Here is a 22,429-nt window from a genome sequence, read left to right on the forward strand (position 1 = left end):
CGGAAAGCTGGCCGGACACGAGCACGAAAACGACACGGGCTCAGCGCAAAGGCGACAGAGCCCGCGAACGCTATTCGGCCGCCTCGGCGAATGAGGCCGGTATGTAGTTAAGGATCGGCCCGAGCCAGCGTTCGACTTCGGCGATGGTCATGTCCTTGCGCCGGGCATAGTCTTCGACCTGGTCGCGCTCGACCTTGGCGACACCGAAATAGTAGCTCTCGGGATGCGCCAGATAGATACCTGAGACCGAGGAGCCCGGCCACATCGCCATGCTCTCGGTCAGGCTGACACTGGCGTTCTTCTCCGCGTCGAGCAGGCGGAACAGCGTCACCTTTTCGGTATGGTCGGGCTGGGCCGGATAGCCCGGCGCCGGCCGGATACCGCGATATGGCTCGCCGATCAGATCGTCAGGCGCCAGGTTTTCATCCGGCGCATAACCCCAGAACTCCTTGCGCACCTTTTCATGCATGCGCTCGGCGAAGGCCTCGGCGAAACGGTCGGCCAGCGCCTTGACCATGATCGAGGAGTAGTCGTCATTGGCACGTTCGAAACGCTCGGCGATCGCCACTTCCTCGATGCCTGATGTGACGACAAAGCCGCCGAGATAGTCCGGCTTGCCGCTCCCCAGAGGCGCGATGAAATCGGCCAGCGCGACATTGGCCTTGCCGTCGCGCTTGGTCAGCTGCTGGCGCAGGGTGAAGAAGGTGCCAAGTTCCTTTTTACGCGCCTCGTCGGTGAACAGCCTGACGTCGTCGCCGACGGCATTGGCCGGCCAGAAGCCGATGACCGCCTTGGGCGCGAACCACTTCTCGTCGATGATCTTCTTCAGCATTGCCTGCGCGTCCTCGAACAGCTGGCGCGCCGCAGGACCCTGCTTCTCGTCGTCGAGGATCTTGGGGTAACGGCCCTTGAGCTCCCAGGTCTGGAAGAACGGCGTCCAGTCGATGTAGCGGGCAAGCTCGGCCAGATCCCAGCCTTCGAACACCCTGGTACCGAGGAAGGATGGCTTGGGCGGCGTGTAGGACGCCCAGTCGACCTTGTGCGCATTGGCACGCGCCTTGGCCAGCGGCAGCCGTTGCTTGTCGGCCTCCGAGCGGTGATGGGCGTCGGCGACCTTCTGGTATTCAGCCTGAATGGTCTCGACATAGCCGGCCTTGGCCTCCGACGACAACAGGTTGGACACCACGCCGACCGCACGGCTGGCGTCGGTCACGTAGACGGTCTGGCCGCTGTGATAGCGCGGATGGATCTTCACCGCCGTGTGGACGCGGCTGGTGGTGGCACCACCGATCAAAAGCGGAATGTCGAAACCTTCGCGCTCCATTTCAGCAGCGACATGCGCCATCTCGTCGAGTGACGGCGTGATCAGGCCGGAAAGGCCGATGATGTCGACCTTTTCGTCCCTGGCGACCTGCAGGATCTTGGTTGCCGGCACCATGACGCCGAGGTCGATGATCTCGTAATTGTTGCAGGCGAGCACGACGCCGACGATGTTCTTGCCGATGTCGTGGACGTCGCCTTTGACCGTCGCCATCAGGATCTTGCCGGCGGTCTGGCGTTCGCCATTGTCGATGCCGTTGGCGGCGTTGGCGAGCTTCTCCGCCTCCATATGTGGCAGCAAGCCGGCCACCGCCTGCTTCATGACGCGTGCCGACTTGACGACCTGCGGCAGGAACATCTTGCCGGCGCCGAACAGGTCGCCGACGACATTCATGCCGGCCATCAGCGGACCTTCGATGACATGCAGCGGACGCTCCGCCCTCAGCCGCGCCTCGTCGGTGTCGGCATCGATGAACTCGGTGATGCCATTGACCAGCGCGTGGCTGATGCGGCTCTCGACCGGCCAGTCGCGCCAGGCGAGATCACGCTCCTTGGCCTCCTTGCCGGCCGTGCCCTTGTAGCGTTCCGCCAGTTCCAGCAGCCGCTCGGTGGCGGTGCCGCCGGCCTTGGGCGCGCGGTTGAGCACGACGTCCTCGCAGGCCTCGCGCAGCTCCGGATCAATCGATTCATAGACGGCAAGCTGGCCGGCATTGACGATGCCCATGTCCATGCCGACCTGGATGCAGTGGTAGAGGAACACGGCGTGCATGGCTTCGCGCACCGGCTCGATTGCCGCGGAAGGAAAACGACAGGTTGGACACGCCGCCCGAGATGTGGACATGCGGCAGGGTCGCAGTGATCTCGCGGGTCGCCTCGATGAAGTCGACGCCGTAATTGTCGTGCTCCTCGATGCCGGTGGCGACCGCGAAGATGTTGGGGTCGAAGATGATGTCTTCCGGCGCGAAGCCGGCCTGCTCGGTCAGAAGCTTGTAGGCGCGGGTGCATATCTCGACCTTGCGCGCCCTGGTGTCGGCCTGGCCCTGCTCGTCGAAGGCCATGACGACGACGGCGGCGCCATAGGCGCGGCAAAGCCTGGCGTGATGCAGGAAGGCCTCTTCGCCCTCCTTCATCGAGATCGAATTGACGATCGGCTTGCCCTGGACGCATTTCAGCCCGGCCTCGATGACCTCCCATTTGGAGCTGTCGATCATTACGGGCACACGCGCGATGTCGGGTTCGGCGGCGATCAGGTTGAGATACTCGACCATCGCCTTCTTCGAGTCGATCAGGCCCTCATCCATGTTGATGTCGATGATCTGCGCGCCATTGACGACCTGGTCGCGGGCGACGTCGAGCGCTGCGGCGTAATCGCCGGCAGTCACCAGTTTGCGGAACTTGGCCGAACCGGTGACGTTGGTGCGCTCGCCGACATTGACGAAGGGAATCTCGTCGGTAAGCGTGAACGGCTCGAGACCCGACAGGCGCATCTGCGGCTTGAGCTCCGGCACCTGGCGCGGCGGATATTTGGCCACTGCTTCGGCGATGGCGCGGATATGCTCCGGCGTCGAGCCGCAGCAGCCGCCGACGATGTTGATGAAGCCCTCGCGCGCGAACTCCTCGACCTGCGCGGCCATGAATTCCGGGCTCTCGTCATACTGGCCGAAGGCGTTGGGCAGGCCGGCATTGGGATAGGCGCAGATGAAGGTCTCGGCGACATCGGACAGTTCGGCCAGATGCGGGCGCATGGCGGCCGCACCGAGCGCGCAGTTGAGCCCGACCGTAAACGGATCGGCATGGCGGATCGAATTCCAGAAGGCCGACGGCGTCTGGCCGGACAGCGTACGGCCGGACAAGTCGGTGATGGTGCCCGAAATCATCACCGGCAGGCGTACGCCCTTTTCGATGAAGATCTCATCGCAGGCAAAGATCGCCGCCTTGGCGTTGAGCGTATCGAAGATGGTCTCGATCAGGATGATGTCGGCGCCGCCGTCGATCAGGCCGCGCAGCTGTTCGCCATAAGCGATGCGCAGGTCGTCGAAGGTGACTGCGCGGTAGCCGGGATTGTTGACGTCGGGCGAGATCGAGGCGGTGCGGTTGGTCGGCCCGAGCGCGCCGGCAACGAAACGGCGCTTGCCGTCCTCCTGCTGCGCCCGGATGACGGCGCGGCGGACCAGCCGCGCGCCGTCGCGGTTGAGCTCATAGACCATGTCCTCCATGCCGTAATCGGCCTGGGCGATGGAGGTCGACGAAAACGTGTTGGTCTCGATGACGTCGGCGCCGGCGATGGCGTATTTGTAGTGGATCTCCTCGATCGCCTTGGGCTGCGACAGGATCAAAAGGTCGTTGTTGCCCTGCTGGTAGCAGGCGCAACCGGTGAACTTGTCGCCGCGGAAATGATCCTCGTTGAAGCCGAGCCCCTGGATCTGGGTGCCCATCGCGCCATCAAGGATCAGGATGCGTTCGCGCGCCGCAGCTTTCAGCGCCGCAAGCACCTCCGAGCCGTCAGGCTTGGCGGCAACCGACCCAAACAGGGCGTCGAGCGAGGTGGCGTTTTGCGACACTTTTCATCCTTTCGGCGACAAAGCCGTCAGGTCACATAAAGACATCTTTATGTCAATATGTCGAGAGCATCGTTATCGTATTTGCGACCGCGCGTTATGCGCCCAGCCCACGGGCTACTCCTGTTGTTTCAGCAGGTAGGTGTCCATGATCCAGCCATTTCGCTCGCGCGCCTGCTTGCGGATGCGCTCGATGTCGCCGACGACCTCGCGCAATTTGCCCGACACCAGGATTTCATCAGGCGTGCCGACATAGGCACCCCACCAGATATCGAGATCCCCATCGAGACCGGCGAAGGCGCCTTCGCCATCGAGCATGACCACGACGCTGTCGGCATTGTTGGGAAAACCCTCTGCAAGCTTGCGACCGGTGGTGATGGCGATCGACTGGCCGATCTTGTTCAGCGCGACCTTGTGCCGGGCGGCAAGCGCCTGGACGCTGGTGATACCAGGAATGACATCATATTCGAGTTCGAAACCACCCTTGGCCTGCAGTCGATCGAGGATGCGCAAGGTGCTGTCGTAGAGCGTCGGATCGCCCCAGACCAGGAACGCGCCGCACTCGTCTTCCTCGAGTTCCTCCATCAGCAGCTGTTGGTAGACGCCTTCGACAGCGTCGTGCCAATCCGCCACGGCGGTGCCGTAGTCCTCCGCCGCCGGCCGGCGGCGCGGCACGTCGAACGCGACGGTGCGATAGCTCTGGTCGCGGATGAAGCGTTCGCAGATCTCGCGCCTGACACGTGCCAGCCCGTCCTTCTCGATACCCTTGTTGGGGATGAAGAAGACGTTGACGCGGTTGAGGGCATCGACAGCCTGGATCGTGACATAGTCGGGATTGCCCGCACCGATGCCGATGACAAGAATCTTTCGCTTCATGACGGCATGGCCCTGCCGCCCGCCGTGCCACCGCCAAGCTCGGCGGCGAGGTCGAGGAACAATTGCCTGAGCTGCCTTGGACCCGGATGCCCACCCGCATACTCGGCGAGGCGGCTGGCCTGTCGCGATGCGGCCTCGTAAAGATTGCCGCCTTCAGGTTGCGCGACCAGCCACGCCAGGAACACCTGTTCGGGTTCGGGCATGACCGGAGCAACGGTAGGACGGTTCCAGTTCAGTCCCATGCCAGAGCTCCACCGTTCTGGTATTCGATGACGCGGGTTTCGAAGAAGTTTTTCTCCTTCTTGAGGTCCATCGCCTCCGACATCCACGGGAAAGGATTCTCGACTTCGGCGAAGACCGGCTGCAGGCCGAGCTGGGCGCAGCGCCGGTTGGCGATGAAGTGCATGTAAGTTTCGCAAAGCGCTGCATTGAGGCCGAGGAAACCGCGCGGCATCGTATCGCGGCCATAGGAAGCCTCAAGCTCGGCCGCCGTGCGGATCATGCCGCGGATCTCGTCCTGGAACGCCGGCGTCCACAGATGCGGGTTCTCGTGCTTGATTTGGTTGATGACGTCGATGCCGAAGTTGAGATGGATCGACTCGTCGCGCAGGATGTACTGGTATTGTTCGGCTATGCCGACCATCTTGTTGCGCCGGCCCAAGGACAATATCTGGGCGAAACCGGTGTAGAACCACATGCCCTCGAAGATGACGTAGAAGGCGACGAGGTCGCGCAGGAAAGCCTGGTCGGCCTCGGGCGTGCCGGTCCTGAAATCCGGGTCGTCGAGATGCTGGGTGTGCTTCAGCGCCCATGCCGCCTTGTCGGTGATCGAAGGCACCTCGCGGTACATGTTGAACAGCTCGCCCTCGTCCAGGCTGAGGCTCTCCACGATGTACTGGAAGGTGTGGGTGTGCACCGCCTCCTCGAAGGCCTGGCGCAGCAGATATTGCCGGCATTCGGGATTGGTGAGGTGGCGGTAGATGGCCAGCACGATGTTGTTGGCAACCAGGCTCTCCGACGCGGCAAAGAAGCCGAGATTGCGCTTGATCATGCGCCGTTCGTCGTCGGTCAGCCCATCCTTCGACTTCCACAGGGCGATGTCGGCCTGCATCGACACTTCGGTCGGCATCCAGTGATTGTTGCAGCCGGCGAGATATTTCTCCCAGGCCCAGCGGTATTTGAGCGGCAGAAGCTGGTTCACGTCGGCACGGGCGTTGATCATGCGCTTGTCGTCGACGCGGACGCGGCAGCCACCGCGTTCGATCACACCCAGCCCGGTGGCATCGGCAAGCGGGACGTCGCCTGTGAAGGCGGGGTGGATGGTTGCGGCGGCAGCCTTTGGATCAGACCAGTCGAGCATCTTGTTGTTCCTCTTCCTGATCGCCGCTTACTGGCAGGCTTCACATTCGGGATCGTCGATGGCGCAGGCCTTGCCCCATGCGGCATCGGCGTTGACGATGATTGGGGCTGACGCTGCAACAGCGACAGCGGAGACGGAATTGAGCTTGCCGTCGGTGCCCTTCAGCGTCGACTTCTCGACATGCGAGGCCGAGCGCGAGCGCAAATAGTAGGTCGTCTTCAGGCCCTTGTTCCATGCCAGACGGTAGAGCGCGTCGAGCTTCTTGCCGCTCGGATTGGCGATGTAGAGGTTGAGCGACTGGGCCTGGTCGATCCATTTCTGCCGACGCGACGCCGCTTCGATCAGCCAGACACTGTCGATCTCGAAGGCGGTAGCGAAGAGCGCCTTGAGATCGTCGGGGATGCGGTCGATCTGGCCGATCGAGCCGTCGAAATATTTGAGGTCGGAGACCATGACCTCGTCCCAAAGGCCGCGCGCCTTCAGCTCATGCACCAGTGCCGCGTTGACCACGGTGAAGTCGCCGGACATGTTCGATTTGACGAACAGGTTCTGGTAGGCCGGCTCGATCGACTGCGCGACACCGCAAATGTTGGAGATGGTCGCCGTCGGCGCGATGGCCATGGTGTTTGAGTTGCGCATGCCTGTCTTCCTGACGCGCTTGCGCAAGGCATCCCAGTCGAGCGTCAATGCCCGGTCCATGTCGACACCGGGGCGCGCCTTGGCCAGCAGGTCGATGGAATCGATCGGCAGGATGCCCTTCGACCACAGCGAACCGTCAAAACTCGGATAACGCCCGCGCTCGGCAGCAAGGTCGCAAGACGCCGAAATCGCGTTATAGGAGATCGTTTCCATGCTGGCGTCGGCGAAGGCCACCGCCTGATCGGAGGCATAGGGGATCTTCAGCGCCTGCAAGGCATCCTGGAAGCCCATCAGACCGAGGCCGACCGGACGATGCTGCAGGTTGGAGCGCCTCGCTTCGGGGATGGTGTAGAAATTGATGTCGATGACATTGTCGAGCATGCGCATCGCCGTCTTCACGGTGCGGGCGAGACGGTCGAGGTCGAGACCTTCGGCTGCGATGTGATTGGCGAGATTGACCGAACCGAGATTGCAGACGGCGACCTCGTCCTTCGAGGTGTTGAGGGTGATTTCGGTGCAGAGGTTCGACGAATGCACGACGCCGATGTGGCCTTGTGGCGAACGGATATTGCAGGGGTCCTTGAAGGTGATCCATGGATGCCCGGTTTCAAACAGCATGGTTAGCATCTTGCGCCACAGGTCGAGCGCCTTGACCGTGCGGAACACCTTGATGCCACCAGCCAGAGCCTTCACCTCGTAGGCTTCGTAGGCCGCCTTGAATGCCGTGCCATAGAGATCGTGCAGGTCGGGCACCTCGTCGGGCGAAAACAGCGTCCATGCGCCATCGGCCTCGACGCGCTCCATGAACAGGTCCGGCACCCAGTTGGCGGTGTTCATGTCGTGGGTGCGGCGACGGTCGTCGCCGGTGTTCTTCCTGAGGTCGAGGAATTCCTCGATGTCGACATGCCAGGTTTCGAGATAGGCGCAGACAGCACCCTTGCGCTTACCGCCCTGGTTGACGGCAATCGCCGTGTCGTTGGCCACCTTGAGGAACGGCACCACACCCTGGCTCTCGCCATTGGTGCCCTTGATGTGGGCGCCGAGGCCGCGCACCGGGGTCCAGTCGTTGCCGAGCCCACCGGAATATTTGGCGAGCAGCGCATTGTCCTTCACCGCCTTGAAGATGCCGTCGAGGTCGTCGGCGACGGTAGTCAGGAAGCAGGAGGACAATTGCGGGCGCAGCGTGCCGGAATTGAACAGCGTCGGCGTCGAGGCCATGAAATCGAAGGACGACAACAGGTCATAGAACTCGATGGCGCGGCTCTCGCGGTCGATCTCGCGCCCAGCCAGGCCCATCGCCACGCGCATGAAGAAGGCCTGCGGCAGTTCGAAACGCTTGCCCCTGGTGTGCAGGAAATAACGGTCATAAAGCGTCTGCAGGCCAAGATACTGGAACTGCAGGTCGCACTCGGGTTTAAGCGCGGCACTCAGCCTGGCAAGGTCGAAACGGCCAAGTTCGGGGTCGATCAATTCGGCCTTGATGCCGGTGGTGATGAAGGCGGGGAAATAGGAGGCGTAGCGCTCGGTCATTTCGGCCTGGGTGGCCTGCTCCGGCCTGCCGGAGACGAAGCTCAGCGCCTCGCGCCGCAACCGGTCCAGCAAAAGCCGGGCGCTGACGAAGGCGTAGTTCGGCTCGGTCTCGACAAGCGTGCGCGCGGCGAGGATCGGCGCCAGCGAAAGCTCGTCCACGGTGATGCCGTCATAGAGATTGCGCCTGGTCTCGGCCAGGATGGCAGCCGCCGAGACGGCCTCGAGCCCGGCGCAGGCCTCATCGACGATACGGGCTAGGCGCGTCTCGTCCAGCGGAGCCAGGCTGCCGTCATCGGCCTTGACCTGGAGCGCCGGTGCGGCGACCTCGACCGACACAACCTTGGCGGCGGCGCGCTCACGCGCACGTTCCTCGCGGTAGAGCACATAAGCGCGGGCGACCTTGTGGTGCTCCGAGCGCATCAGCGCCAGTTCGACCTGGTCCTGGATTTCTTCGATGTGGAAGGTGCGGCCCGCGTCGGCACGCCGGGTCAGGGCTGAGACGACCTGTGCCGTCATGTCTTCGACCACCTCATGGACGCGGCGCGAACCCGCCGCCACGGAGCCCTCTGTGGCGAGAAACGCCTTGGTCAGCGCCACAGTGATCTTGGTCGCATCGAATGGCGTCACCGAGCCGTTGCGCCGGATGACGCGGAAGCCAGGTTCGGACGCGGCCTTAGGACTCTGGCTGAGCCCGGACGGTATCCTGTCGGTCCCGTTGCTGTGAAATGTAGAGGTCGCCGGCATCATCTTCCCCGATGGTTTGGGGGCGAAGGGCCTCGAGCGGACGCTGCCGGATTTCGACCGGCGCAAGCCGGCAGAACGCAAGCGCACCACCGGACACCCCGCCCGTGGACGTTCAGAATCTATCGCGGCAGGTCTCCTGGCTCACAGGTCATTACCGCTGTCTGGCCTTCCCAGCGCCCATTGGCGCCAGTGGCACTACGCGACAGCAACTCACTGCTTACAGTTGCGGGGGCAGCGCCGGCATTGCGAAATCGCTCACCGGCTTCCCTCTTAGCTCCCGAGCTGGAATCAACTCGGAAGACCACGATGTCTACATGTAGTATGACTGACTGGTGTCGTGTCAACAGGTGGAAAAATCATTTCCACCTGTTCGACCACTCAACGCCGGCGGCCGATCAATCCTGACGTAGTCGCGCCACAGCGCCTGATAGAGCGAGCACTCGGCACTCAGGGGTTCATGGCTGCCAACACCAACGATCCTGCCTTCGTCGAGCACGGATCGTGTCGGCCGAACGCGCCGAAAAGAGATGATGGGTGACGATGATGACGAGGCGGTCGCGGCCGAAGGACAGAAGCTCGCGCTCGAGCGACATCGCCGATGCGGCGTTAAGTCCGGAGGAAGCCCCCCAGAAACGAAAAAAGCGGGCGCCAGCCCGCTTCCCTCTGGGTCCTGAGACTTGCACACCGCCGGTACATTCGTGGTCGGCCAGCCGTCAATCAGGGCAAATTCAACAATCCGCGGCAAAACCCGACATCGTATCTCGACGCGCGTTTCACTCCCGGCGGACTGCCGATGGGGCTCATATGGGGAGGGGCGTCGGATAAGACAATAGGATTGCCGACGGTTGCAAGGCCGGCATCGTCGAACTGACGCCGACCGACTGGCCATCCTGCCTAGCGCATCGGCTCGAAAATCGGAAACAACTTTCGGAAAGCACGATGCGTAGATTTAAAGACTAGAGCGTCGTTTGTGGCAGTCCGGCCAGGCAGGTGCCGCTTGCTACTTTGCAGCGCGGGCTACGCGCTTCTTCTTGGGTTCTACGGGTTTCAGAGCCTCGGCGGCGCGGTCAGCCTCGTCCTTGGCCAAGCGCAATTCCCGCAACTTTGCGGTCTTGATGGCCCGGGCTTTTGCTTCCGACTGATATTCGGCCATGGCGCTGTTGCGCTCCGCTGTCTTCTTCTGTGCCTCGATCGAACGAGACTGAGCTTTTTCCAGAAAATTTTCCATGACTACATCCAATATCTGAAATCCTCTTCGTGCGCGGAAAATAAAAATTCCACTGCGCCTTAAATAAGGTTTCTCAGCCCGGAATTCAAATTTCTCGGCTATTTGTCACTGAATCAGGTTTTTAAGCGCCTCTGGCACCTGTTATTTTTGAATACTCTGGCGCCTGCGGAATAATTTTTGGCACTCCTGTCATTCGAGTGCCAAAGGGCGTACATAGAGGATGCGGTCCCCTATGCGCCGACTGCAGAAAGAATCTTCATGAAATTCCGACCACTTCACGACCGCGTCGTCATCCGGCGCGCCGAAGGCGATATCACATCCAAAGGCGGCATCATCATTCCCGACAATGCCAAGGAAAAGCCCCAGCAAGGCGAAGTCATTGCCGTTGGCCCAGGCACGCGCGACGAAAGCGGTAAGCTGATCCCGCTCGACGTCAAGGCTGGCGACACCGTGCTGTTCGGCAAATGGTCGGGTACCGAAGTCAAGATCGACGGCGCCGATCTCCTGATCATGAAAGAGGGCGACGTCATGGGCATCGTCGACACGAGCGAAGCGGCCAAGAAAGCCGCCTGATCCGGCTCTGCCGCCTCAAGAACGAACTGGACCAAAATCATGTCTGCCAAGGAAATCAAATTTTCGACCGATGCCCGCGACCGCATGTTGCGTGGCGTCGAACTGCTCAACAACGCCGTCAAGGTAACGCTCGGCCCGAAAGGCCGCAATGTCATCATCGACCGCGCCTATGGTGCGCCGCGCATCACCAAGGACGGTGTCACGGTCGCCAAGGAGATCGAGCTTTCTGACAAATTCGAGAATATGGGCGCGCAGATGGTGCGCGAAGTGGCCTCGAAGACCAACGACCTCGCCGGCGACGGCACGACGACAGCAACAGTGCTCGCCGCCTCCATCCTGCGCGAGGGCGCCAAGCTGGTGGCCGCGGGCATGAACCCGATGGACCTCAAGCGCGGCATCGATCTTGCTGTCGCTGCCGTGGTCAAGGACATCCAGGCGCGGGCCAAGAAGGTCAAGTCGTCGGACGAGATCGCCCAGGTCGGCACCATCGCCGCCAATGGCGATGCCACCGTCGGCGACATGATCGCCAAGGCGATGGACAAGGTCGGCAATGAAGGTGTCATCACCGTCGAGGAAGCCAAGACCGCCGAGACCGAACTCGACGTCGTCGAAGGCATGCAGTTCGACCGTGGCTATCTCAGCCCTTACTTCGTCACCAACGCCGACAAGATGCGGGCCGAACTGGAAGATCCCTACATTCTCATCCACGAGAAGAAGCTCGGCAATCTGCAGGCGATGCTGCCGATCCTCGAGGCCGTTGTGCAAAGTGGCAAGCCGCTGCTCATCATCTCGGAAGACGTCGAAGGCGAGGCTTTGGCCACACTCGTCGTCAACAAGCTGCGTGGCGGCCTCAAGGTCGCCGCCGTCAAGGCGCCCGGCTTCGGCGATCGCCGCAAGGCCATGCTCGAGGACATCGCGGTTCTGACCGCCGGCCAGCTGATCTCGGAGGACCTCGGCATCAAGCTTGAGAATGTCACCATCGACATGCTTGGCAGGGCAAAGCGCGTGCTCATCGACAAGGACACGACCACGATCATCGACGGCTCCGGCGACAAGGCCGGCATCGCCGCCCGTATCGCCCAGCTGAAGATGCAGATCGAGGAAACCACCTCGGACTACGACAAGGAAAAGCTGCAGGAGCGCTTGGCCAAGCTCGCCGGTGGCGTTGCCGTCATCCGCGTCGGCGGCGCGACCGAAACCGAGGTCAAGGAAAAGAAGGACCGCATCGACGACGCGCTCAACGCCACCCGTGCGGCCGTCGAAGAAGGCATCGTTGCCGGCGGCGGCGTGGCCCTGCTGCGCGCCAAGGCGGTGCTTGAAACGCTCACCGGTGCGAATGCCGATGTCACCGCCGGCATTTCGATCGTGCTCAAGGCGCTCGAAGCACCGATCCGGCAGATCGCCGAGAATGCCGGTGTCGAAGGTTCCGTCGTCGTCGGCAAGTTGATGGAAGGCAAGGATGCCAATCTGGGCTTCAATGCGCAGACGGAAACCTATGTCGACATGATCAAGGCCGGCATTGTCGACCCCGCCAAGGTCGTTCGCACGGCACTGCAGGATGCTGGCTCGATCGCAGCCCTGCTGATTACCGCCGAAGCCATGATCGCCGACATTCCGGCGAAGGAAGCGTCCAGCGGCGGCAACCCAGCCGGCATGGGTTACTAAGCCACGCCTGAACCGTCCGGCCGCCATGCGGCTGGATGGTGACTGCCCACCCATCAACAAGGAACGTTTCCATGGCTATGCAGAGCAACCAGAAGCAGTCCCTCGCCGCACGTTGGGAGAACTACCAGCCGTCCAAATCAACGCTTGTCTGGACATGCGTCGGCACCGCCGTCGCCACGATGATCATCGGCTTCAGCTGGGGCGGCTGGGTCACCGGCGGCACCTCGCAGACACTTGCGCAGACGGCCGGCGACGTGGCGCGCGGCCAGCTCGCCTCGACCATATGCGTCGAGCGGTTCAACGCAGCACCCGATGCAGCGGCAAAGCTGACCGAACTGAAGGCCAAGTCCGTCGGTTATGACAGGCAGAAGTTCGTCGAGACCGGCGGCTGGGCAACCATGCCGGGAGAGACCGCTCCCGACCGGCGCGCTTCCATCGGCTGCGCCACAGCACTCGCGGCCTAAGATCTGCCGAGACCCGTGACGTCCGCGCCGAAAACGCACACTCGGCGCGGACAGTTTGCACTCTGCGGATTTTCGAACCGGCCTGATTTTCGTCTCGAAAGACTAGTGCTGCCGCCGCCAGGGCATTTCCCGGCGGGCTCCTCGGCTTCAGCAGGATAGGATTTCGCCCATGATCAAATTTTCAAAGAAGACCGATACGCTGCCGAAGCCGGCTGATACCGACGAAAACCGGTTCGATTTCATCCGCAAGACGGCAGCGGCGCAGCACAGGAAATCGAGCGATGCTGCTCAGCAGCGCGATCGGCCAGTGGCCGAAGACGACCAGGTGGAATGAAGTTCCGGGCAGCTAGCCCGCTTGGTGGCCGGCAAAGCTGACATCGCTCGCCGAAGCCACAATCGTTACTTCATCGCCGAGCGACCATTCCGCCGCCCGCGCCGCCATGCGCGCGGGAACACCCGGGGAGCCGCCCGGACCGGGCGGGACATCATAGGTTGCATGGCCGTCATGCGGCAGGATCACGCCGTAGCCGATGGCCATCGCAGTCCGGGCTGTCGCGGCAACGCACATCTCGGAAAGCGTGCCGCAGATGGCAAGGACGCTCGCGCTGGAAGCCGCGAGCAGTTCGTTCAGCCCGGTGCCGTCGAAGCCGTCGTCACCCGTCTTGCGCACCACATGCTCGCCTGGGAGCGGGGCAAAGTGCAGCTCCCATCCCGGCCTGTGCGGTTCGTCGACAGCGCCCGGCATTCCGTCATTCTGGATGAAGATGACCGTCACGCGCGCAAGGCGTGCCTGCTCGAGCAACAGCGCCACCGCTGCCTGAAGCCTTGGATGATCCGGGACCGCTTCAGCGCCGCAGACAAAGGCGCTCTGCACGTCGACAACGACCAACACGTCGGCGGTCGGCACCTCGTCCATGTCAACTCCCCGATCTGCTTGCACCGATGGCCCCTCACCCGAATGAGAGGCATATGGTGACCGGCTCAGACAATGTCATCGAGTGCCTTGCGCTGGCGGTGCATTTCGAGGAACACCCGGTAGTCGCGGTCAAAGCGTGGACGCGCCGATGGATTGGGCTGGCGCGCGCGACCCTCCTGGCGCATCGCGGCACAAGCTTCGGTAAGGCTCGGATAAAGCCCGGCAGCAGAGGCCGCAGCCATGGCCGTCCCCAGCAGCACGGCATCGCCGCCAAGCGGTTCAACGACGGTGCACCCAGTGGCGTCGGCATAGAGCTCCATCAAAAGCGGATTGCGGGTGTGGCCGCCGGTGACGTGCAGCGTGTCGATGCCGTAGCCATTGGCGTTAAGCGCGTCGAGCACATGGCGAAGGCCGAGCGCTATGGCAACGGCTGTGCGCCAGTAGAGCCGGCACAGGCTGTCGAAGGACGAATCGAGCGCCAGCCCGCTGATCACGCCCAGCGCATGCGGGATCGGCCAGCGGCGAGCGGTTGCCATGGAAATCGGGCAGCACATGCAGGCGGCCGGCGAGGTCGAGGCCCTCGGCGCCGCGCAGTTCCATGATGCGCTCGGTGATGCGCCGGTGCATTGCGACATCAGGCTCACCACCGGCGCCGTGCCAGCGGATGATGTGGTCGAGCAGCGCGCCCGTCGCCGACTGGCCGCCTTCACTCAGCCAGAGATCGGGCAGGGCGGCGCCGAAATACGGCCCCCAGACGCCGGCAAATGCCCGCGGCTCGGGCGACATCGCCATGACGCAGCTCGAAGTGCCGGCGATCAGCGCAAGGTGGCGTTCGATGCCGGACAGGCCGCCGATGACGCCGATGGCACCCGCAAAGGCGTCGATCATGCCGGCACCGACACGGCATGCGATGGTCAGGCCGAGCGCTTCGGCGGCAGCCGACGTGAGCGGGCCAAGATCGGCGCCGACAGGGCTTGCGCGATGCGGCAAGGCAGCATGATCGAAGATGTCGCCGAGACCGACCGCAGCGAAGAAATCGTGACGCCAGCCTTCGCGCTCATGGGCGAGATAGGTCCATTTGGCGGTCAGCGTGCATTGCGAGCGGGCGAGCGAACCGCATGCCTTGTGGCCGAGAAAATCAGCGAGATCGAAAAGCTGGCCGGTCCGGGCCCAGCTCTGTGGCAGATGACGCTTGACCCACATCAGCTTGGGCGTCGCCATCTCCGGCGACATCACCCCGCCGGCATAGCCGAGCACCTCGTGGCTGGTATCAGTGCATTCGTCGGCCTCGGCCAATGCGCGATGGTCGAGCCAGACGATGGTGTCCCAACGCTGCTCGCCATTGCTCGAAATGCCGACCTGCTCGCCGGCCCTGCCGCGGAACACCGTCGAGCACGTCGCGTCAAAGCTGATGCCAACGATTTCGGCCGGGTCGACGACGGCCGCCGCACGGGCACTGCGCACAGCCACGCAGACTGCCGACCAGATCTGTTCGGAATCGTGCTCGCATTGGCCGGAGGCCGAACGGTTCATGGCGATGGGGTTTTCGGCGCGTCCGAGCAGTTTGCCCGATGCATCGAAGATGCCGGCGCGTGCGCTGCCGGTGCCGACGTCGACCGCACACAGATAAGCCGCCATCACAACGACGACGCCCCGAACGGCCCGCTTGGACAGCCGTCGCCGGGCCCTGCCGGCGGCGATTTTACCCGTTGCAACAATGCGCTGATCAACACCATGACGCGCAGTCTATATGCGCGCCATGACCAATTCCAGCGGTCAGCAGCGACCTGGATTTGGTTCAGAGGCGATCGCCGAGATAGCGCGTCAATGTCTCCCGCGTGCCCAGCTGCCAGAGCATGTCGAGGCTATCGCCAAAGGCTGTGGCGAAGGGCGCCGACTTGCCGACATCGCCGTAGATGTCTTCCATGGCGAGCCAGCTCTCAGGGGTATCTTTTGCTGTTTTGGCCGCTGCCTGCAACCGGTCCCAGTTTGGGTCGTTGGGCTCGATGATGGCACCGGAGTCGGTGGTGCCGAAACAGTATCGACACCAGAGCGCGGATTCGAGCGCGAGGCCTGTGATGCCGGCGCCTGCCTTGAGCCGATCTGATATCGTCGGGATAATGAATTTCGGCTGCCGGTTGGAACCGTCGAGGCACAGACGCTGCACCGTGTCGCCGATCTTGGGATTGGCGAAGCGGCGCTCGATGAGCTGGCAATACTCCTCCAGCACGACGCCCGGCACTGACGGCACGGTCGGCATGATCTCCTCGCGTTCGAGCTTGGCGAGGAATGCGCGCACAAGCGGGTTCTCCATCGCCTCGTGGACGAAATGGATGTCCATCAGCCCGGCGGGATAGGCAATGGTGGCATGCCCGCCATTGAGGATGCGGATCTTCATCAACTCAAAGGGCGCCACGTCATGCACGAACTGGACGCCGACCTTTTCCAGCGCCGGACGTCCGTCGGTGAAATGGTCCTCCATCACCCATTGCTTGAACGGCTCGCAGAAGACCGGCCAATTGTCCTCGACGCCGAACTCGCTGGCGAGAATGGCACGCTCGCGGTCGGTGGTCGCAGGGGTGATGCGGTCGACCATGCTGTTGGGAAAGGCGACATTTTCGCGAACCCAGTCGGCCAAGGGTTCGTCGACCAGTCGCGCCAGCCCGACCATGGCGTCAGATGTGACGTGGCCATTGCCGGGAATGTTGTCGCAGGACATTACCGTGAACGGCACGATGCCGTCCTGGCGGCGGCGGATGAGGCCGGCGAGGATGATGCCGAACACCGTTCGGGGCGTTGCGATGGCTTGCGCGTCGGCGACGATATCGGGATGGGTCGGGTTGAATAGGCCGGACGCCGGATCGATGAAATAGCCGCCTTCGGTGATGGTCAGCGAGACGACACGGATCGCCGGATCGGCCAAGCGCTCGATGATGGCAGCGCCGTCCCCGGGCAACAGGAAATCGACCATGACAGAGGTGACGCGGGCGCCGATATGACCGCTGTCCTGCTCGACCACTGTCGTCAGCCAGTCTTGCTCGGCCAGCCTGGCACGACCAACCTTTTCGCCATCGAACACGCCGGCACCGACGATCGCCCAGTCATGGCCGACACCCGCATTGAACAGTTCGTCGAGATAGACGGCCTGATGCGAGCGGTGGAAATTGCCAACGCCGAAATGGACGATGCCAGCCTTGAGCGATGCGCGGTCGTAGTGGGGACGCGCGACCTTGGCGGGCAAATTCGGCAGTGTGGCGAGGGAGAGCTTCACGGTCATGGTTCGACGCTTTCTGTTGTTCGGCGCAAGCGCCTCCGATCCCTTCGCCCCGTTTACGGGGAGAAGGTGGCCCGAAGGGCCGGATGAGGGGCAGAGCGAAATCTCGAAGGTTCTCGCTGCCCTCACCTGCCTGCCGGCATCCTCGCCCCGTGAACGGGGAGAGGAGCGTTGAATTCAACTCAGCCAGTTGCCGCCATCGACGTTGTAGGTCTGGGCGACGACGTATTGGCTCTCCGGCCCGGCGAGGAAGATCGCCATGCCCAGGAGATCCTCGGCGGTGCCCATGCGGCCAAAGGGAACGGCCTCACCGACGAGGCGCTTCTTCTCGCCCCGGGGCCGGTTCTCGTAGCGCGCAAACAGCTCGTCGACATGCTCCCAATGCTCGCCCTCGACCACGCCGGGGGCGATGGCATTGACGTTGATGCCATGCTTGATCAGGTCGAGCCCCGCCGACTGGGTCAGGCTGATGACGGCGGCCTTGGTGGCGCAATAGACGGCGACGAGCGCTTCGCCGCGACGCCCGGCCTGGCTCGCCATGTTGATGATCTTGCCGCCCTTGCCACGCTCGATCATCGAGCGGGCGACGGCCTGCATGGTGAACAGCGTGCCGGCGACATTGACCGAAAACAGCTTGTCGTAGCTTGCCCTGGAAATCTCGACGATCGGCGCGAGATCGAACAGGGCGGCGTTGTTGACCAGGATGTCGAGCCCGCCGGTCTTCTGCTCCACGACCTTGATCGCGGCCTCGATTGAGCTCTGCTTGGTGACGTCAAGGCTGACGGCATAGGCCGACGGGCCGATTTCGGCCGCCGTCTTCATCGCGGCGTCGAGATTGATGTCGCCGATGGCAACCACGGCCCCTTCACTGATGTAGGCCTCGGCGAACGCCCTGCCGATGCCGCGCGCGGCACCGGTTATCAGCGCCGACTTGCCCTTCAGCCTGCCGCTCACATGGCCCTCCCATCGGCGCCGAAGCGATGGATCTTGACCGGGCTCGGGGTGAGGAAGATCGTATCGCCATGACGCACGCCGAGTTCACCGTCGGCGCGGACGGTCAGCGGCCCAACGCCATCGGCCTGGACGTGCAGGAAGGTGTCGGAGCCGAGATGCTCGGCGACACCGACGATTGCTTTCCATTCGCCTGCGGTGGTCGAAATGCCGAGATGTTCGGGCCTGACGCCGATTGTCGTTGCGCCGTGCTTGGCCGCCGGCGCGCCATCGATGAGGTTCATCTTGGGCGAACCGATGAAGCCGGCGACAAACAGGTTCTTCGGCGTCTTGTAGAGCTCCATCGGCGAGCCGACCTGCTCGATGTTGCCGGCATTCAGCACCACGATCTTGTCGGCCATGGTCATCGCCTCGACCTGGTCGTGGGTGACGTAGATCATCGTCGTCTTGAGCTGGTGGTGAAGCTCGCTGATCTCGAGGCGCATCGTGCCGCGCAGGGCGGCGTCGAGGTTTGAAAGCGGCTCGTCGAACAGGAAGGCCGAGGGCTGGCGCACGATGGCGCGACCGATGGCGACACGCTGGCGCTGGCCGCCCGAGAGCTGGCCGGGCCGGCGCTCGAGATAGTTGGTCAGGTTGAGGACACGCGCCGCGTCCTTGACCTTCTTGTCGATGGCCGCCGCATCCTCGCCCGCCATCTTCAACGGGAATGCGATGTTCTTGTAGACGGTCATGTGCGGATAGAGCGCGTAGGACTGGAACACCATCGCCAGCCGGCGCTTGGCTGGGGCTTCGCCGGTGACGTCGCGGCCATCGATGTTGATCGTGCCGGCGGAGGTGTCTTCCAGCCCGGCGATCAGCCTGAGCAAGGTCGACTTACCACAACCCGACGGCCCGACGAAGACGACGAACTCGCCGTCTTCGATCTCGAGATCGATCTCCGGGATGATTGTCGTTGCGCCGAAGGACTTCGACACTTTCTTGAGATTGATGTTTCCCATGGTTTCCTCCCGCGGGGTCGACTACTTCACGGCGCCGAAAGTGAGGCCGCGGACGAGTTGGCGCTGGGAGAACCAGCCCATGATCAGGATCGGTGCGATGGCCAGTGTCGAGGCCGCCGAAAGCTTCGCCCAGAACAGGCCCTGCGGACTGGAGAAGGACGCGATGAAGGCGGTCAGCGGCGCCGCGTTGGTGGTGGTCAGGCGGATGGTCCAGAACGCCTCGTTCCATGCCAGGATGATGTTGAGCAGCATTGTCGAGGCGATGCCGGGCACGGCCATCGGCGTCAGCACATAAACGATCTCGCCCCAAAGCGTGGCGCCGTCCATGCGCGCGGCCTCGAGGATCTCGCCCGGGATCTCGCGGAAGTAGGTGTAGAGCATCCACACGACGATCGGCAGGTTGATCAGCATCAGCATGACGGTGAGGCCGATGCGCGTATCGAGCAGATGCGTGTCGCGGAAGATCAGATAGATCGGCACCAGGACCGCCACCGCGGGCATCATCTTGGTGGAGAGCATCCACATCAGGATGTCCTTGGTGCGCTTGGTCGGCGAAAACGCCATCGACCATGCGGCAGGGACAGCGACGACCAGCGCGAGGATTGTCGAGCCAACGGCGATGATCACCGAATTCAGGAAGAACTTGAAATAGTTGCTCTGGGCCTGGACCTCGGCATAGCTCTCCAGCGTGCCTGACGGGATCAGGCTGAAGCCGGCGATCGCCTCGGTTTCAGATTTGAAGCTGGTGATGATGGTGTAGAGGATCGGGAAGAAGATCAGCAGCGCAACCACCCAGGCGGCGACGGTGAAGCCGATCTTGCGTCTTGTCGAAACTGCGCGGGCCATCGGTACCTCCTCACTTGTCCAGGTTCTTGCCAACGGCGCGCATCAGGAAGAAGGCGACGATGTTGGCCAGGATGACCGCGATGATGCCGCCGGCCGAAGCGCCGCCGACGTCGTAGCCGAGCAGTGCCGTGCGGTAGATCAGGAACGGCAGGTTGGTCGAGGCGTAGCCCGGGCCGCCATTGGTGGTGACCAGGATTTCCGCATAGACGCCGAGCAGGAAGATGGTCTGGATCAGGATGACCACTGTGACGGCGCGCGAAATGTGCGGGATCGTCAGGTAGATGAAGCGGCTGACGAAGCCGGCACCATCCATCTCGGCGGCTTCCTTCTGCTCGCCGTCGAGCGATTGCAGCGCGGTGAGCAGGATCAGCGTCGCAAAGGGCAGCCACTGCCAGGCGACGATGATGATGATCGAAAACAGTGGGTATTGCGCGAACCAGTCGACCGGCTGGGCGCCGAAGAATTTGGCGATGTCGGCGAAAACGCCGTAGCCGGGGTGCATGATCATGTTCTTCCACACCAGTGCCGCCACCGGCGGCATGACGAAGAAGGGCGAGATCACCAGGATGCGGACAATGCCCTGGCCGAACATCGGCTGGTCGAGCAAAAGCGCCAGCGCGATGCCGCCAACGACCGTGATCAACAAGACCCCGACCACCAGCACCAACGTGTTCCAGATCGACTGGAAGAAGGCCGGATCGGTGTAGAAGAACTTGTAGTTGAACAGGCCGGCAAAGCTGACATTGGCCGGATTGAGCAAATTGTAGTTCTGGAACGAGAACCACAGGGTCATCGCCAGCGGCACGATCATCCAGATGAAGAGCAGGATCACCGAGGGCGCCATCATCAGGCGCGCCAGCGAGCTGGTCTGTCGAGTAGCCATGGCGATCACCCCGGTTCGGACAGATGAGGTTTCAGGTCACCGAAAGGGGCCGTCCGGACTGGGAGGCCGGACGGCCAGGCAGGGAGGATCTGCCTATTTGATGTAACCGGCGCGGGTCATCTCACGGACCGCTGTGGTTTGAGCCGCGGCCAACGCGTCATCGACGCTCGACTGGCCAGCGAGTGCTGCCGAAAACAGCTGGCCGACGGTCGTGCCCAGCCCCTGGAACTCGGGAATGGCGACGAACTGCACGCCGACATACGGCACCGGCTTGACAGTGGGCTTGGTCGGGTCGGCCGAGTTGATCGAGTCCAGCGTCATCTTGGCGAAGGGCGCGGCCTTCTGGTATTCGGGATTGGCATAAAGCGAGCTGCGCGTTCCCGGGGGAACGTTGGCCCAGCCTTCCTTCGAGGCGACGAGGTCGAGGTAACCTTTGCCGGTAGCCCAAGCGACGAACTTCTGCGCCGCTTCAGCCTTCTGCGTGCCGGCCGGAATGCCGAGCGACCATGCCCACAACCAGTTGCCGCGCTTGCCAAGACCAGTGTCCGGCGCCAGCGCATAACCGACCTTGTCGGCGACGGTCGAGTCCTTCGGATTGGAGACGAAGGAGGCCGCGACCGTGGCGTCGATCCACATGCCGCACTTGCCCTGCTGGAACAGCGCCAGGTTCTCGTTGAAGCCGTTTGAGGAGGCGCCGGACGGGCCGGCATCCTTCATCAGGTCGACGTAGAACTGGAGTGTATTCTTCCATTCGGGCTGGTCGAACTGCGGCTGCCACTTCTCGTCGAACCAGCGCGCGCCAAAGGAGTTGGACATGGCGGTCAGGAAGGCCATGTTCTCGCCCCAGCCGGCCTTGCCGCGCAGGCAGATGCCGTTGATGTCGGCGGCGCGGTCGGTCATCTTGCGGGCCGCGTCGGCGATGAAATCCCAGGTCGGCGCGTCGGGCATGGTCAGCCCCGCCTTTTCCATCAGGTCCTTGCGGTACATGACGAACGAGCTCTCGCCGTAGAAGGGCGCGGCATAGAGCTTGCCGTCAGCCGAAAGGCCACCGGCGATGGCCGGGATGATGTCGGCGGCGTCGTAGTCGGCACCGAGATTGTCGAGCGGCAGCAGCCACTGCTGCTTGGCCCAGATCGGCACTTCATAGGTGCCGATGGTCATGACGTCATACTGACCGCCCTTGGTGGCGATGTCGGTGGTGACGCGCTCGCGCAGCACGTTCTCTTCGAGCGTGACCCACTCGAGCTGGATGTCGGGGTTCTTGGTGGTGAAATCGTCCGTCAGCTTCTGCATGCGGACCATATCGCCATTGTTGACCGTGGCGATGGTGATGGTCTCGGCGTGGGCGGCAAACGCAAGCGCGCTCGCTCCGCACAGCCCCAGAAAGAGCGTGTTCAGTTTCATCAAATTCCTCCCAAAAGCCAAAGTGAGCATTTGCCTCGGCTGTGAGCAATTATTCATCTGATATGATTTATGTCAAGCAGGAATCTCGATGCGACGACGGGGCCCGCCGCGCAGGCGGCAGGCACAGGCCATGAATGCTGGGATTTGAGGGGCGCGCACGACAAGCCCGACGCGGCGGGCGACGGCTTGCTGAAGCTTCA

The 22,429-nt window shown here is 62.8% G+C and carries 16 protein-coding genes, 2 pseudogenes and 1 riboswitch; of the genes and pseudogenes, 4 read left to right on the forward strand and 14 right to left on the reverse strand.

From position 1 onward, the window contains the following. Positions 1-70 precede the first annotated feature (70 nt). The 6 genes and pseudogenes from metH to ACHMW7_RS27505 form a co-directional block, all read right to left on the reverse strand. A pseudogene (metH, locus tag ACHMW7_RS27480) lies at positions 71-3,881 on the reverse strand (methionine synthase). 114 nt (positions 3,882-3,995) lie between these two features. Beyond that, positions 3,996-4,754, reverse strand: a complete 759-nt coding sequence (gene cobF, locus ACHMW7_RS27485; protein WP_395448531.1) for a precorrin-6A synthase (deacetylating) — start codon at positions 4,752-4,754, stop codon at positions 3,996-3,998. Further along, entirely contained in the window at positions 4,751-4,996 is a 246-nt protein-coding gene (locus ACHMW7_RS27490; RefSeq protein WP_395448532.1) for a hypothetical protein, read from the reverse strand. The genes cobF and ACHMW7_RS27490 overlap by 4 nt, the downstream gene beginning before the upstream one ends. Beyond that, a complete protein-coding gene (locus ACHMW7_RS27495) occupies positions 4,987-6,114 on the reverse strand; it encodes a ribonucleotide-diphosphate reductase subunit beta (protein WP_395448533.1) in 1,128 nt (375 codons plus the stop codon). The genes ACHMW7_RS27490 and ACHMW7_RS27495 overlap by 10 nt, the downstream gene beginning before the upstream one ends. Positions 6,115-6,141: 27 nt before the next feature. Then, positions 6,142-9,027: a ribonucleoside-diphosphate reductase subunit alpha gene (locus ACHMW7_RS27500; RefSeq protein ID WP_395448534.1), complete on the reverse strand. Its 2,886-nt coding sequence runs from the start codon at positions 9,025-9,027 to the stop codon at positions 6,142-6,144. Positions 9,028-9,135: 108 nt separating this feature from the next. Then, positions 9,136-9,348: riboswitch (cobalamin riboswitch) on the reverse strand. A 679-nt stretch (positions 9,349-10,027) separates the two neighbouring features. Continuing rightward, entirely contained in the window at positions 10,028-10,255 is a 228-nt protein-coding gene (locus tag ACHMW7_RS27505) for a hypothetical protein (protein WP_192567188.1), read from the reverse strand. A gap of 258 nt (positions 10,256-10,513) precedes the next feature. On the opposite strand from ACHMW7_RS27505, the gene ACHMW7_RS27510 reads away from it, so the two are divergent. From ACHMW7_RS27510 to ACHMW7_RS27525, 4 genes are all read left to right on the forward strand, one after another. Beyond that, complete coding sequence (locus ACHMW7_RS27510; protein WP_395448535.1) at positions 10,514-10,828, forward strand: co-chaperone GroES; 315 nt, start codon at positions 10,514-10,516, stop codon at positions 10,826-10,828. 39 nt (positions 10,829-10,867) lie between these two features. Continuing rightward, the gene (groL, locus tag ACHMW7_RS27515) at positions 10,868-12,493 is read left to right on the forward strand and encodes a chaperonin GroEL (protein ID WP_395448536.1); all 1,626 of its coding nucleotides are present in this window, start codon (positions 10,868-10,870) and stop codon (positions 12,491-12,493) included. Between the two features lie 71 nt (positions 12,494-12,564). Then, the gene (locus ACHMW7_RS27520; RefSeq protein WP_395448537.1) at positions 12,565-12,957 is read left to right on the forward strand and encodes a hypothetical protein; all 393 of its coding nucleotides are present in this window, start codon (positions 12,565-12,567) and stop codon (positions 12,955-12,957) included. A 169-nt stretch (positions 12,958-13,126) separates the two neighbouring features. Then, positions 13,127-13,291: a hypothetical protein gene (locus tag ACHMW7_RS27525; protein WP_395448538.1), complete on the forward strand. Its 165-nt coding sequence runs from the start codon at positions 13,127-13,129 to the stop codon at positions 13,289-13,291. A 12-nt stretch (positions 13,292-13,303) separates the two neighbouring features. Here ACHMW7_RS27525 and ACHMW7_RS27530 read toward each other — a convergent pair whose 3' ends face one another. The 8 genes and pseudogenes from ACHMW7_RS27530 to ACHMW7_RS27565 all read right to left on the reverse strand — a co-directional run bounded on the left by ACHMW7_RS27530 (position 13,304) and on the right by ACHMW7_RS27565 (position 22,229). Then, positions 13,304-13,873, reverse strand: a complete 570-nt coding sequence (locus ACHMW7_RS27530) for an isochorismatase family protein (protein WP_395448539.1) — start codon at positions 13,871-13,873, stop codon at positions 13,304-13,306. Between the two features lie 65 nt (positions 13,874-13,938). Then, positions 13,939-15,511 (reverse strand): annotated as a pseudogene (locus tag ACHMW7_RS27535) (FGGY-family carbohydrate kinase). A gap of 160 nt (positions 15,512-15,671) precedes the next feature. After that, positions 15,672-17,150, reverse strand: a complete 1,479-nt coding sequence (locus ACHMW7_RS27540; RefSeq protein WP_395448540.1) for a mannitol dehydrogenase family protein — start codon at positions 17,148-17,150, stop codon at positions 15,672-15,674. A gap of 174 nt (positions 17,151-17,324) precedes the next feature. Beyond that, positions 17,325-18,101: an L-iditol 2-dehydrogenase gene (locus ACHMW7_RS27545; RefSeq protein WP_395448541.1), complete on the reverse strand. Its 777-nt coding sequence runs from the start codon at positions 18,099-18,101 to the stop codon at positions 17,325-17,327. Further along, complete coding sequence (locus tag ACHMW7_RS27550) at positions 18,098-19,096, reverse strand: ABC transporter ATP-binding protein (RefSeq protein WP_395448542.1); 999 nt, start codon at positions 19,094-19,096, stop codon at positions 18,098-18,100. Before ACHMW7_RS27550 ends, ACHMW7_RS27545 begins: the two co-directional genes overlap by 4 nt. A gap of 21 nt (positions 19,097-19,117) precedes the next feature. Continuing rightward, positions 19,118-19,942, reverse strand: a complete 825-nt coding sequence (locus ACHMW7_RS27555; protein WP_280224450.1) for a carbohydrate ABC transporter permease — start codon at positions 19,940-19,942, stop codon at positions 19,118-19,120. A gap of 10 nt (positions 19,943-19,952) precedes the next feature. Next, complete coding sequence (locus tag ACHMW7_RS27560) at positions 19,953-20,825, reverse strand: carbohydrate ABC transporter permease (RefSeq protein ID WP_067965772.1); 873 nt, start codon at positions 20,823-20,825, stop codon at positions 19,953-19,955. Positions 20,826-20,918: 93 nt separating this feature from the next. Further along, the gene (locus ACHMW7_RS27565; protein WP_395448543.1) at positions 20,919-22,229 is read right to left on the reverse strand and encodes an ABC transporter substrate-binding protein; all 1,311 of its coding nucleotides are present in this window, start codon (positions 22,227-22,229) and stop codon (positions 20,919-20,921) included. Positions 22,230-22,429 lie beyond the last annotated feature (200 nt).

It is taken from the genome of Aminobacter sp. UC22_36, assembly GCF_044056035.1.
In the GTDB taxonomy this organism is placed as follows: Bacteria; Pseudomonadota; Alphaproteobacteria; order Rhizobiales; family Rhizobiaceae; genus Aminobacter.